This is a genomic window from Arthrobacter sp. 131MFCol6.1 (genome assembly GCF_000374925.1).
Lineage (GTDB): Bacteria > Actinomycetota > Actinomycetes > Actinomycetales > Micrococcaceae > Arthrobacter.
The window spans coordinates 187,973-200,453 of record NZ_KB895541.1; the positions used below are offsets into that span (position 1 = coordinate 187,973).

Here is a 12,481-nt window from a genome sequence, read left to right on the forward strand (position 1 = left end):
TGACACTGACACAGCGACTCTGACACGGCGACCATGACACCGCGTCTGCACCCCTTCACCACGCTGACCCTCGCCGCGTGCGCCGCCGGCGTCACGACGGCGGCCGCGTACTGGCCGCTGTCTGTCGCCGTGGCCCTCGCTGCGGTGGCCCTTGCCGCGCGCCGTGGAGTCGCGGGGCGCGTCCTGACCGCCGGAGCGGTGATCCTGACGCCCCTGTGCCTGTCCCTGCTGGTGCTGCACGGCCTCTTCTTCCCAGAGGGCCAGACCGTGCTGGCCCAGTGGGGCCCGGCCAGGGTCACGGCCGAGGGCCTGGGCTTCGCGCTGGAGCTCGGAACGCGGACCACGGCCTGCGTGCTGGTGTTCCTGCTCTTTTCCTTCACCGTGAGCGTCCCCGACCTCGTCTCGGCCCTCGCCGGTCGCAGGATCCCACCGCAGTTCGGCTTCGTCCTGGCCTCCACGCTCACCCTCCTGCCCGCCGTCGCGGGCCGCCTGGACCGGATCCGGCAGGCCCAGGAAACCCGCGGGATGGTGGTCGGACGTGGCCTGTTGTCACGGCTCGGCGCCCTCCGCCTGCAGATGGTGCCGCTGGTCCTTGCCCTGATCGACGACGCCGGCAGCCGCGCCCAGGCGCTCGACGCCCGCGGCTTCGGCAGCCCGGGACCCCGCACCAGCTACCGCGAAGTCGCCGACCCGCCCGCCCAGCGGCTCTTCCGGGCCGCCGTGCTCGTGCTCGCGGCGGCCGCTGTCGCCAGACGGATTGTGGCCTCCTGGCCTGCCGGGGTGCCGTCATGACGGCCACCACCCGAACCGCGCTGCAGATCCGGATTGAGGCGTTCACATTCCACGGCGAGGACACCCCGGTGCTAACGGACACCGCGCTCTCGGTCACGCCGGGTTCGCTGACCGCCGTCCTGGGCGGCTCCGGGAGCGGAAAATCCACGCTGGGCAAACTGTTGGCCGGCTGGCTCCGGGCCGGTCACGCCGGACAATTCCGCGGCAGCCTGGAGCTCGGCGGCACCGTGCTGGAATTCCGCGGCGTGCCCGACGACCCCCGGATCAACCCCGCCGAGTGGTCCCGGCGCGTGGCCTTCGTTCCGCAGGACGCCGCGGCGATGCTCTCCTCGGTGCGCGCCACAGTCGCGGAGGAGCTGGCCTTCGGCCTGGAAAACCGCGCGACGGCCCGGGAGGACATGCTCCGCGCGGTGGAGCGCACCGCCGCCCGCACGGGACTCTCACGCCTGCTGGACCGGGACCCGGCCACGCTCTCGGGAGGCGAGCTGCGCCGGCTCGCCGTGGGCTGCGCCGTCATCACGGAACCAGACGTGCTCATCCTGGACGAGCCGCTGGCATCGCTGGACGCGGCCGGAGCCGCGCAAGTCGAGGATCTGGTCCGCAGCCTCCGCGGCACCGGGACCGGCGTCGTCCTGCTGAGCCAGGCGGCGGACCGGTTCGCCGGGGAAGCCACGCACTGGACGATTCTTGACGCCCAGACGGCGCTCGACGGCGGGACGGTCACCGCGGCCGGGACGCCCGCGCAGCTGGCCGGTTCGGCCGAACTGGAGCGCGCTGGAGTGATTGGCCCACACGGGCCCGGCGGCATTGGGTCGGGCGCCGTAGGGTCCGCTGGGTCCGGCGTTGCCGCCGGAGGCCGCCGGCCCGGTCCGGTGCCGGCGGCGGCGCCCGGTCCCGCGCCGGCATCGCTGGAACTGCGCGGGGTTGGGTTCGGCTACGCCCGGGACCCGCGGCTGCCCGGGACCGGTGCGCAGGACCGGGTCCTCCGGGACGTGGACTTCGCCGTGCGCCCGGGCGAGATCATCGCCGTGACCGGGCCCAACGGCGCCGGCAAATCGACACTGCTGCGCCATTTCAACGGACTGCTCCGGCCCACGGAAGGGGACGTGCTGGTCTGCGGCCGCAGCATTGCCGGCGTGCCGGTGGGAAAAGTCGCGGCCTCCATGGGCCTGTTGTTCCAGCACCCCCGGGACCAGCTCTTCGAACGGACTGTCCTGCGGGAAGCGGCATTCGGACTCCGGCAGCTGTTCGGGAAAGCCGGCGCCGAGGCCAGGTCCCGGGCGGCGCTGGCCGAGGTGGGCCTGTCCGGTACCGAGGAGGCTCACCCCGCTGAACTGTCCGCCTCTCAGCAGCGGCTGCTCGCCCTGGCCACGGTCCTGGCCCGCGAACCGGCAGTGTTGGCCCTGGACGAGCCGACCGTCGGGCTGGACCGGCACGGGCTCGAGGCGCTGCAGGGCGCCGTCGGCCGCGCCGCCGCGCGGGGCGCCGCCGTCGCCATGGTCACCCATGACCTGGAGTACGCACGGAGGAACGCGCACCGCGTCCTGGAACTCAGCGGCGGGAGCCTGCGGGACATCTGACTAGGGCAGCGGGGTGGGCGCGAGGCTGCCCGCGTCCACCTGCAGGCCATGGGCCCGGAGGTCACGGAGATCCGGGACAGCCGGTGGCTTAACTTCAAGGACCCCGACGGCAACATGCTGATGATCTGCGAGTGCTAGCAGTGCCATGGCGCCACCGGCATGGACCGGCCCTCACGAAAGCAGCGCCGCCGCCCGGACCAAAGTCCGGGCGGCGGCGCCAACAAGGGCGGGAGCGGGTGAAGTGCTTTAGACCGGTTCTGAGGCCACGCCGGGGGCCAGGAATTTCTTCCCGTTGACCCGCTCCGAGGCGCCCACCCGGTCCAGATACGGGGTGATGCCGCCCAGGAACATCGGCCAGCCCGCGCCGAGGATCATGCACAGGTCAATGTCCTCGGGGCCGGCCACGACGCCCTCCTCGAGCATGAGTCCGATTTCCTCCGCCAGCGCGTCCTGCGTCCGGCGCAGCACCTCCTCGCCGGTGGACGGGCTGCTGCCGAAGGTCATCAACGCCAGCGTTTCGGCCGGGATGAACGGCTTGCCGTCCGGACCCGGCACGAGTGCCCCATTCTGAACGGCCCAAATGGACTTCACACCGTTGTCGATCAGAGCCTGCAGGTTCTCTGAAACCCTGAAGCGGTCCCCGAACGCCGCGCGCAGCGATTCCTGGACGTGCTGCGCCACGGGAAGGCCCACCATGGCGCCGAGCACAAACGGCGTCATGGGCAGGCCCATCGGCCGCAGCGCGTTGTCTGCCACGTCCGCGGGTGTGCCCTCGTCGAAAGCCGCGGTGACTTCGCCCATGAGGCGCAGCAGGACGCGGTTGACCACAAACGCCCTGGCGTCCTTGACCAGCACGGCGGACTTCTTGAGCCCCTTGGCGAGCTCGAACGCGGTGGCCAGCACGGCGTCGTCGGTCTTCGGTGCCCGCACGATCTCCAGCAGCGGCATCACGGCCACCGGGTTGAAGAAGTGGAAGCCGACCAGGCGCTCCGGGTGCTCAAGGTCCGCCGCCATCGCTGTGACGGACAGCGAGGACGTGTTGGTCGCGAGGATGCACTCGTCCGAGACGATCGCCTCGACTTCCTTGAAGACCTGCTTCTTGACGTTGAGTTCCTCAAAGACGGCCTCGATGACGAAGTCGGCGTCGGCGAAGGCCTCCTTGGAAACGGATCCCGTGACCAGCGCGCGGGTGCGGTTGGCGGCGTCGGGGCTGATCCGGCCCTTCGCCAGCAGTTTGTCCACCTCGGCGTGGACGTAGCCCACGCCCTTGTCCACGCGGGCCTGGTCAATGTCCGTGAGCACCACCGGAACCTTGAGCTGGCGGGCGAAGAGCAGGGCCAGCTGGCTCGCCATCAGTCCGGCGCCCACGATGCCGATCTTCGTCACCGGTCGGGCGAGCTTGCGGCCCGGGGCGCCGGCGGGGCGCTTGGAGCGCCGCTGCACGAGGTCCAGGAAGGCGTAGACGGTGGAGCGGAACTCGTCGGTCTGCATCAGGTCCGCGAGCGTCTCGCATTCGAGCTCAGCGGACTGCGCCTGGGTCAGGGTGCGGTTGGCCTCCATGACGTCCAGGACCTTGGCGGGCGCCGGGGAAGCGTTGGAGGTCTTGGCCTCCACGAACGCCCGGCCCTTGGCGACGGCGGCCGCCCAGCGGGCGGCGACCTCCGGAGCGGACGGGTCCACGGCGTTCGCCCGCTCCGGCGCCACGGCACCGGCAATGACTTTCGCGGCCCAGGCCAGGGACTGTTCCACAAAGTCGGCCGGCTCGAACATCGCGTCCGCCATGCCCAGCTGGTAGGCCTGCGGCCCGGTCAGCGTGCGGTTGTTGCTCAGCGGGTTTTCGATCATGACTTTGAGTGCGTTCTCCGGCCCGATCAGCCGCGGCAGGATGTAGACCCCGCCCCAGCCCGGGATGAGTCCGATAAACGCCTCGGGAAGGGCCAGTGCGCCGGCGACGGTGGAAACCGTGCGGTAGGTGGACTGCAGCGCGATCTCCAGGCCGCCGCCCAGGGCCAGGCCGTTGATGAACGCGAAGCTCGGCACGCCCAGGCCGGCCAGGGTGGAGTAGACGTCGTGGCCCAGCTGGGCCATCCACAGGCCCTGTTCACGTCCGCTGACGGACTTGACCGTGGACAGGTCGGCGCCGGCCACGAGGAAGTACGGCTTGCCGGTGACGCCGACGCCGACAATCTCGCCGCGGGCGGCGCGTTCCTTCAGCCCTTCCAGGACCGTGCCGAGTTCGATCAGCGTGTTGGGTCCGAGCGTGGTGGGCTTGGAGTGGTCCAGATCGTTGTCGAGGGTGACCAGCGCGAAGGTGCCGGGGCTTTTGCCGTCAGTCGTCTTCCCACCTACGGCGGGTAGTTCGATGTCCTGGACATAGGAGTGGGTGACCGTCTCGTTCGGGAAGAGGTCGGCAAGCTTGCGGAAATCAGCGGCGCTCATGCGGTGGCTCCAGTCTCGGTGGTCGTGGTCTCTGCCTGCTGTGCTTCGGTGGGTGCTTCGGTGCCGTAATCCGGGTGATGCGGGTTCTCCCAGATTACGGTGGCGCCCATGCCCAGGCCGATGCACATGGTGGTCATGCCAAAGCGGACCGAGGGGTCCTCCTCGAACTGCCGGGCCAGCTGGTTCATCAGCCTGACCCCCGAGGACGCCAGCGGGTGCCCGACCGCGATCGCGCCGCCATAGCGGTTGACCCGGGGGTCGTCGTCGGCGATCCCGAAGTGGTCCAGGAAGCTCAGGACCTGGACGGCGAAGGCCTCATTGATTTCGAAGAGGCCGATGTCCGCGATGCCGAGTCCGGCGTTCTTGAGCGCCTTCTCGGTCGCCGGGACCGGGCCGATGCCCATGACCTCGGGTTCCACGCCGGCGAAGGCATAGCTCACCAGGCGCATCCTGACCGGCAGCCCGAGTTCCTCGGCGGCATCGGAGGAGGCCAGCAGGGCGGCGGTTGCGCCGTCGTTCAGGCCCGCGGCGTTGCCCGCCGTGACCCGGCCGTGGGCGCGGAATGGCGTCTTGAGCGTGGCCAGGTCCCCGAGCGAGGTTCCGGGGCGCGGGGGTTCGTCCACGGTGTTGACCGTCCAGCCCAGGCCCGGCTTCATCGTGGCGACGGGCACGAGGTCGGGCTGGATCTGGCCGTTGGCGTAGGCTGCGGCGAGTTTGTCCTGCGAGGCGACGGCGTAGGCGTCGGTGCGGTCCTTGGTGATGGCCGGGAAGCGGTCGTGCAGGTTCTCGGCCGTGTTGCCCATGTTCAGCGCGGCAGGGTCCACGATCCGTTCGGACATGAAGCGCGGGTTGGGGTCCGCGCCGGCGCCCATCGGGTGGTTGCCCATGTGTTCCACGCCGCCGGCGATCACGACGTCGTACGCGCCGAAGCCGATGCCGCTCGCCGTCGTGGTGACGGCGGTCATGGCGCCGGCGCACATGCGGTCGATCGCGAAGCCGGGCACGGTGCGGGGGAGCCCGGCCAGCAGGGCGGCGGTGCGGCCGATGGTCAGGCCCTGGTCTCCCGTCTGGGTGGTGGCGGCGATCGCGACCTCGTCAATCCGGTCCGCCGGAAGCGAGGGGTTGCGGCGCATCAGTTCGCGGATGCATTTGACCACAAGGTCGTCGGCGCGGGTGCCGGCGTAGATGCCCTTTTCGCCGGCGCGGCCGAACGGGGTGCGGACGCCGTCGACAAAGACGACGTCGCGCACGGTCCTGCTTCTTCCGATGCTCGGGTTTGCGCTGCTGGGTTTTCCGCTGGTGCGGGCTTGGCTCACGGCGTACTCCTCATTGAGACATGGTGCCGGAACCGCGCTAGCGGCAATAAGCCCTGGGCAGGGGTTGCCACAGGCGGGAGGGTTCCGAACGACATCATGCATTATGTTACTCGCCAGTAACATAGCTGGCAAGGAGCAATTGGGCAGCCCCGAAAAAGACGTGCTAGGCCGTGGAATCCGACGGCGCCTCCGCGGCGGCCTTGGGCTCCTTCGCGGGCAGCGGCTCGGGGTGCAGGAAGGCCTCGGCAATGAGCGGGGCCGTGATTTCGATCTGCCACTGGCGCGCTCCGAGGTTCGCCAGTTCCTCGGCCACGCCTTCCTCGCTGCACTCTGCCGGTGGACGCCAGGCGACCCGCCGAAGATAGTCCGGGGTCAGCAGGTTTTCCACCGGCAGGTTCAGCTCCTCGGCCTTGGCCTGGAGCTTCGGCCGGGCCGTGGCCAGCCTGGCGGCCGCCTCCGGGTCCCGGTCCGCCCAGACGCGCGGCGGCGGGGGAGCGTTGGTGGGCAAGTGCAGCGGAGGCAGGTCCTCCAGGGCCCGGGCCACACCGATGCAGCGCAGCCAGCGGGGGGCTTCCCGCTGCGCGGCGCGGCCGTGGAAGCCTTTGGTGCCCAGGAGCTGGGGAACCGTGGAGGGCATCGCCTTGGCGGCGGCGACGAGCGCGGAGTCGGGGATCAGCCGGCCGGGGGCGACGTCACGCTTCTGGGCCAGGGAATCGCGTTCCAGCCACAGCTCCCGGACTGCGGCCAGTTGGCGGCGGTCCCGGATCTGGTGCAGTCCGGACGTCTTGCGCCACGGATCAACGCGCGGCGGGGCCTGTCCGGCCTCGAGAATGGCGGCGAATTCCTGCTCGGCGTATTCCAGCTTTTCGTCCGCCACGAGGAGCTCAATCAGTTCCTCGCGCAGCTCGGTCAGGACTTCGACGTCGAGCGCGGCATAGCGCAGCCACGGTTCCGGCAGGGGACGGGTGGACCAGTCGGCGGCGGAGTGTTCCTTCGCCAGGCCGAAGCCCAGGAGCTGTTCGATGACGGCGGCAAGGCCCACCCGGGGCAGCCCGGCCAGGCGGGCGGCGAGCTCGGTGTCGAAGAGTTTGTCCGGCCACATGCCGAGTTCGGACAGGCAGGGCAGGTCCTGGCTCGCGGCGTGCAGGATCCATTCGACGCCGCGCAAAGCGTCATTGATGATGCTGAGGTCCCCGAAAGGTTCGGGATCGATCAGCCAGGTCCCTGAGCCTTCGCGCCGGATCTGGACCAGGAAGGCGCGCTGGCCGTAGCGGAAGCCCGAGGCCCGCTCCGCATCCACGCCCGCAGGGCCGTGGCCGGCCGCGAGAGCCGCGGCGCAACGTTCGAGTCCGGACTGGGTTTCAATGACCAGCGGCACGCCGTCGCGGGGAATGTCGAGGTCGATCACTTCAGGGACCAGGCTGTCGAAGCCTTCCACGGTGATGTGGGCTGTGGTGTCAGCAGCCTCGGCCGTAGTGCGATTGGCGCCGGCCGTGCTGGTTTCCGAATTCTGAGGGGTCATGGTCTCTACAGTTTACCGACAACATGGCGTATAAGGCCGTGACCGCGGCCGAACAGGCGCCTCATGCGTGTCCGCGGGGGCGGCGGGGAAGGGCCGTCACGCCCTCGGGCAGGGGCGGCAGTCCGGCGAAGGTGCAGACCATGTCCGACCACGCCTCCAGGTGCGAGGTGATGTCCGGGGTGGCCGGGGTCCAAGAGGCCCGGAGCTCAATGTCGATTGAATTCGGCCGGTCCGACAACGTTCCAAAGCTCTCCGAGAGCACCCGGGTGGCGGTGCCGCCGGCGGAGCGGTACGGAGCCTGATGGTTCTCCAGCGCTTCGACCAGCCAGGTCCACGCCACGGACCCGAGGAGTTCGTCGTTGCCCATCTCGGGTTCCAGCTGGGCGCGGATGTAGGTGACGATCCGGAATTCCCCGTCCCACACGGCAGAGCCGTCGGGGTCGTGGAGCAGAATGAAGCGGCCGGTGGCCAGCTCGACGTCGTCGCTGCCGGACGCCCGTGCCAGGGCCGCGGCGGCCGGGCCGTGGACCGGTCCACCGGCGGGGGAGTCGCCCGGGCCGATCACTTCCGCGCCCAGGGCCACCGCGAACGGTGCCAGCCGGGACGGGGCCGGAATTTCGTCCAGGTGCAGCTCGCTGCGGCACCGTGCCTGCCGAAGGGTCCCCAGGGCGAAGAGGAAATCTGCCGGAACCTGATCGAGGGAGCTCACCTTGGAAGGTTATGCAACGGCCGGAGCCCTGCCCGGCAGGCTCGCCGCCGGGCAGGGGAAGCCGTGCACGGCTCAGGCAGCGGCGAGTTCGCGCTTGATGGCCGCAATGAAGGAATCAACGTCAACCTCGGTGGTGTCGAAGGAGCACATCCAGCGGACCTCGCGGGCCGCCTCGTTCCAGTCGTAGAAGCGGAAGGACTTGCGCAGCCGGTCCGCAACACCGGCCGGCAGGACGGCGAAGACGCCGTTGGACTCGGTCTTCTGGGTCAGTTCGACGCCGGGGATCGCCTCGACGCCGGCGCGCAGCCGGGCGGCCATGGCATTGGCGTGGGAGGCTGAGCGCAACCACAGGTCTCCCTCGAGGAGGGCAATGAACTGGGCGGACATGAACCGCATCTTGGAGGCAAGCTGCATGTTCATCTTGCGCAGGTAGACCAGGCCGTGTGCGGCCTCCGGGTTCAGGGCGACCACAACCTCGCCGAACAGCAGGCCGTTCTTCGTGCCGCCGAAGGAGAGGATATCCACGCCGGCGTCGCGGGTAAAGGCCCGCAGCGGGACGCCCAGGTGGGCGGCGGCGTTGGCCAGCCGGGCGCCGTCCATGTGCAGCTTCATGCCCTTTGCATGGACATGCTCAGCGATGGCCCGGACCTCCTCCGGCGTGTAGCAGGTGCCAAGCTCGGTGGTTTGGGTGATGGACACGGCCAACGGCTGGGCACGGTGCTCATCGCCCCAGCCCCAGGCTTCCTGGTCGATCAGTGCGGGGGTGAGCTTGCCGTCGGTGGTGGGGACCTGCAGCAGCTTGATGCCGCCGATCCGCTCCGGCGCACCGTTTTCGTCCATGTTGATGTGGGCGGTGGAGGCGCAAATGACCGCGCCCCAGCGCGGGAGCAGCGACTGCAGGGACAGGACGTTGGCTCCCGTGCCGTTGAACACCGGGAAGCACTCGATGCCTTCACCGAAGTGCTCTTCCATCAGCTGCTGCAGGCGCGTGGTGTAGTCGTCTTCGCCGTAGGAGACCTGGTGGCCTTCGTTGGCGGCGGCAAGGGCAGCGAGAACCTCCGGGTGCACGCCGGAATAGTTGTCCGAGGCGAAGCCGCGGACGGAGGGATCGTGGAGCCGCACCGCAGTGCCGGCAGGGACAGTTTCAACTGTGCTGGTCATCGTTTTGCTCACGCTTTCAGTCTAAGAGGTCGGGCCGCCGGGGCTAAGCCCGGGGGCGCTGGATCAGGGCCGCAGGTGCTGGGCCGCAGACGCTGGGCCAGGTCAGCGGCTGAGCAGCAGCCGCTGGCCGTTCAGGTCGCCGGCAGGAGCGCTGAAGAGTCCGGCTGCGGCCGCGGCCAGGTCAGCCACGTCCGTGAAGCCCGGGAACTTGCGGTCCGGGGACTTGGCCCGCATTTCCGCGCTAACGAGGGCTTTCACCACGAAGATGACGGCGGCGCTGTCCTGCCCGGGAGCGCCGGTGTCGGCGGTCGCGGCGTGGACCCGGCGGAAGCCGTCCGCGACCGCCAGCGTCCAGGTCTCGGCGGCAGCCTTGGCCGCGGCGTAGCTTGCCCCGGCCGCCGTCGGGGCGCTCACGGCCGTGGAGGACACCATGGCGAAGCGTCCGGCGTCAGAGGCAGCGAGGTCGTCGAAGAAGACACGGGTGACGTTCCGCAGTGTCGTGACGGCGTTGCGCTCCAGGAAGTCCCAGTCGTCGTCGCTCTGGTCCGTGATGCCTTTCGCGCCGCGCCAGCCGCCCACCAGGTGGATCACGCCGTCGACGCGTCCGGCCAGGCCGGCAATGCTGTCCCGCAAGGCGCGGACGTCGGCCAGGCTGGCGAGGTTGCAAACGAGCGGCGTGACGCCGTCGCCGGCCTCAGCGGCGGCTGCCTCGATGCGCGCGGCATCCGAGCCGACCGTGAAGACCCTGTGGCCGGCGTCGCGCAGGGCGCGGGCCGTCGCGATTCCCGACGGCCCGCTGCCCCCCGTGACCAGCACGTTCAAAGTGCGTCCGGCGCTCATCCGGCGTTCAGGGCCCGGGTGCCGTCGCCGGACACTGATCCGGTGTCAGTGCCGGTATCTGACGACCCTGTGATGCCGGCCGTGGATTCGATGACGGGGCGCATCTTCTTCTCCAGCGCCTCGTAGAACATGGAGAGCGGGAACTCGTCGTCGAGGACCTGGTCCGTGAGGCCGCGGGGCGGACCGTCCAGGGGGAGGGCGTCCGGACCCTTGGCCCAGACCGAGGCCGGGTTGGGCGTGACCGTGCCGGAGATGAGCTCATAGGCGGCGAGCCAGTGGGCCATCTTGGGGCGGTCGATCGAGCGCCAGTACAGTTCCTCGATCTTGGCGCCGAGTTCAACCACGACGTCGGCAGCCTCGTCCCAGTCGATGCTGAGTTTGCTGTCGGTCCAGTGCAGGACGTGGTGCTGGTGCATCCAGGCGAAGAGCAGCTGGCCGCCAAGGCCGTCGTAGTTGCGCACGCGCGTGCCGGTGATGGCGAAGCGGAAGATGCGGTCGAAGATCACGGCGTACTGGACCAGCTTGGCGTGCCGGCGGGCCTCCGGGTCAGCGTCCTCGTCCTTCTCGATCTTCACCGATTCGCGGAAGGCGGTGAGGTCGCAGCGCAGCTCCTCCAGCGAGTAGAGGAAGAACGGCATGCGCTGCTTGATCATGAACGGGTCGAAGGGCAGGTCCCCGCGCATGTGGGTGCGGTCGTGGATCAGGTCCCACATGACAAAGGTTTCCTGCGTCAGCTCCTGGTCCTCCAGGAGCCCGGCGGCGTCCTCTGGCAGCTGCAGGGAGGTGATCTCGGCGGCGGCGCGCAGGACGCGGCGGAAGCGTGCTGCCTCGCGGTCGGCGAAGATCGCGCCCCACGTGAACGTCGGGGTCTCGCGGACGGCGACGGTCTCCGGGAAGAGAACAGCGGAGTTGGTGTCGTAGCCCGCGGTGAAGTCGAGGAACCGGATCGGGACGAAAAGCTTGTTGGAGTATTCGCCCGTTTCCAGGCCGCCGATGAACTCGGGCCAGATGACCTCGATCAGCACGGCCTCGACGAGGCGGCTGCTGCTGCCGTTCTGGGTGTACATCGGGAACACGACCAGGTGCTGGAGTCCGTTGACCCGGTGCTGCTGGGGCTGGAAGGCCTGCAGGGAATCCAGGAAGTCCGGTACGCCAAAGCCGCCGGCTGCCCAGCGGCCGAAGTCGGTGACCAGCAGTTCCAGGTAGTTCGCGTCATGGGGGAAGGACGGGGCCAGGGCCGCGACCGCCGCGGTGATGGTGTCAACGTAGCCGGCGGCGGCTTCGTGGGCCTCGGCATCCGGCACGGATCCGTCCTGGACCTGGAGGGCGCGCAGGGCGGTGGCGGCAGCTTTGAGCCGCAGCCATTCCTGGTTGCCGGCGGTGATCGGGGCGGGGGCGGTAAGAGCGGTCGTGGTCATCGTCGACGGTCGCCTTTCTGTTTGCTGTGGAGCGTGTCGCTGGATCTAAATCGAGCGTAGCAAGCAAACAGAGGCTCTAATGCAAAATTGCCTTGAGCATAAGAAAGTCTGTGGCAAGTGATTCTGAAAGGCCGTTCCAGCGGAAGGAGAGGCAGGGCTGCCGGCTATTGCCCGGCGTCGTCCGCGGGAACGAGCTTCAGGGAAACCGAGTTGATGCAGAAGCGCTGGTCGGTGGGGGTGCCGTAGCCCTCGCCGTCGAACACATGCCCCAGGTGGGAATCGCACGTGGCGCAGCGGACTTCCACCCGTTCCATGCCCATGGTGCGGTCATGGATGTAGCGCACGGTGCCCTCGGCGAGCGGCGCCCAGAACGACGGCCAGCCGCAGTGCGAGTCGAACTTTTCGTTGCTGGTGAAGAGTTCGGTGCCGCAGGCCCGGCACTTGTAGACACCCCGGGTGTGGGTGTCCCAGTATTCGCCGGTGTACGGCCGCTCGGTGCCGGCCTGACGGAGTACGCGGTACTCCTCCGGGGTCAGTTCCTCGCGCCACTGGGCATCCGTCTTTTCGACGGGTTTTTCGGCCGGCGTCCCGGCCGGGGTCTGGTCAAACGCCGTGGCGGCGGGGTCGGCTGCGGGTTCGGTCGCTGGTTCGGTGGCGGGCACGGCCGAGGGCATGGATTTGGGCCTGTTAAAGATGCTCATAGC

11 protein-coding genes are annotated in these 12,481 nt (G+C 69.4%); 2 read left to right on the plus strand and 9 right to left on the minus strand.

From position 1 onward, the window contains the following. Positions 1–33 precede the first annotated feature (33 nt). Positions 34–792, plus strand: coding sequence for an energy-coupling factor transporter transmembrane component T (locus tag C566_RS20375; RefSeq protein ID WP_018772432.1), 759 nt, complete (start codon positions 34–36; stop codon positions 790–792). Then, a complete protein-coding gene (locus C566_RS0100840) occupies positions 789–2,372 on the plus strand; it encodes an ABC transporter ATP-binding protein (RefSeq protein ID WP_018772433.1) in 1,584 nt (527 codons plus the stop codon). Before C566_RS20375 ends, C566_RS0100840 begins: the two co-directional genes overlap by 4 nt. Here C566_RS0100840 and C566_RS22555 read toward each other — a convergent pair whose 3' ends face one another. The 9 genes from C566_RS22555 to msrB form a co-directional block, all read right to left on the minus strand. Continuing rightward, entirely contained in the window at positions 2,373–2,519 is a 147-nt protein-coding gene (locus tag C566_RS22555) for a hypothetical protein (protein WP_155846696.1), read from the minus strand. A 99-nt stretch (positions 2,520–2,618) separates the two neighbouring features. Continuing rightward, positions 2,619–4,811, minus strand: a complete 2,193-nt coding sequence (locus C566_RS0100850; RefSeq protein ID WP_018772435.1) for a 3-hydroxyacyl-CoA dehydrogenase NAD-binding domain-containing protein — start codon at positions 4,809–4,811, stop codon at positions 2,619–2,621. Beyond that, a complete protein-coding gene (locus tag C566_RS0100855; protein WP_051082204.1) occupies positions 4,808–6,127 on the minus strand; it encodes an acetyl-CoA C-acyltransferase in 1,320 nt (439 codons plus the stop codon). Before C566_RS0100855 ends, C566_RS0100850 begins: the two co-directional genes overlap by 4 nt. A 163-nt stretch (positions 6,128–6,290) precedes the next feature. Continuing rightward, positions 6,291–7,649, minus strand: coding sequence for an HRDC domain-containing protein (locus C566_RS0100860; protein ID WP_018772437.1), 1,359 nt, complete (start codon positions 7,647–7,649; stop codon positions 6,291–6,293). Between the two features lie 61 nt (positions 7,650–7,710). Continuing rightward, a complete protein-coding gene (locus C566_RS0100865) occupies positions 7,711–8,358 on the minus strand; it encodes a DUF3000 domain-containing protein (RefSeq protein WP_018772438.1) in 648 nt (215 codons plus the stop codon). A gap of 72 nt (positions 8,359–8,430) precedes the next feature. Then, on the minus strand, positions 8,431–9,519 hold the full coding sequence (locus C566_RS0100870) for a threonine aldolase family protein (protein WP_018772439.1): 1,089 nt from the start codon (positions 9,517–9,519) through the stop codon (positions 8,431–8,433). A 102-nt stretch (positions 9,520–9,621) separates the two neighbouring features. Then, positions 9,622–10,359 carry an SDR family oxidoreductase gene (locus C566_RS0100875; protein WP_018772440.1) on the minus strand — a complete coding sequence of 246 codons (738 nt, stop codon included), beginning with the start codon at positions 10,357–10,359 and terminating at the stop codon, positions 9,622–9,624. After that, complete coding sequence (locus tag C566_RS0100880; protein WP_018772441.1) at positions 10,356–11,777, minus strand: DUF6421 family protein; 1,422 nt, start codon at positions 11,775–11,777, stop codon at positions 10,356–10,358. The genes C566_RS0100875 and C566_RS0100880 overlap by 4 nt, the downstream gene beginning before the upstream one ends. A 164-nt stretch (positions 11,778–11,941) precedes the next feature. Next, on the minus strand, positions 11,942–12,478 hold the full coding sequence (gene msrB, locus C566_RS0100885; RefSeq protein ID WP_018772442.1) for a peptide-methionine (R)-S-oxide reductase MsrB: 537 nt from the start codon (positions 12,476–12,478) through the stop codon (positions 11,942–11,944). Positions 12,479–12,481 lie beyond the last annotated feature (3 nt).

What these genes read in the sequence shown, in the direction of transcription:
- C566_RS0100880 (WP_018772441.1), bottom strand. Translation starts at nt 11,777, where the DNA reads ATGACCACGACCGCTCTTACCGCCCCCGCCCCGATCACCGCCGGCAAC.
- C566_RS0100875 (WP_018772440.1), bottom strand. Translation starts at nt 10,359, where the DNA reads ATGAGCGCCGGACGCACTTTGAACGTGCTGGTCACGGGGGGCAGCGGG.
- C566_RS0100860 (WP_018772437.1), bottom strand. Translation starts at nt 7,649, where the DNA reads ATGACCCCTCAGAATTCGGAAACCAGCACGGCCGGCGCCAATCGCACT.
- C566_RS0100840 (WP_018772433.1), top strand. Translation starts at nt 789, where the DNA reads ATGACGGCCACCACCCGAACCGCGCTGCAGATCCGGATTGAGGCGTTC.
- msrB (WP_018772442.1), bottom strand. Translation starts at nt 12,478, where the DNA reads ATGAGCATCTTTAACAGGCCCAAATCCATGCCCTCGGCCGTGCCCGCC.
- C566_RS22555 (WP_155846696.1), bottom strand. Translation starts at nt 2,519, where the DNA reads ATGGCACTGCTAGCACTCGCAGATCATCAGCATGTTGCCGTCGGGGTC.
- C566_RS0100850 (WP_018772435.1), bottom strand. Translation starts at nt 4,811, where the DNA reads ATGAGCGCCGCTGATTTCCGCAAGCTTGCCGACCTCTTCCCGAACGAG.
- C566_RS0100870 (WP_018772439.1), bottom strand. Translation starts at nt 9,519, where the DNA reads ATGACCAGCACAGTTGAAACTGTCCCTGCCGGCACTGCGGTGCGGCTC.
- C566_RS20375 (WP_018772432.1), top strand. Translation starts at nt 34, where the DNA reads ATGACACCGCGTCTGCACCCCTTCACCACGCTGACCCTCGCCGCGTGC.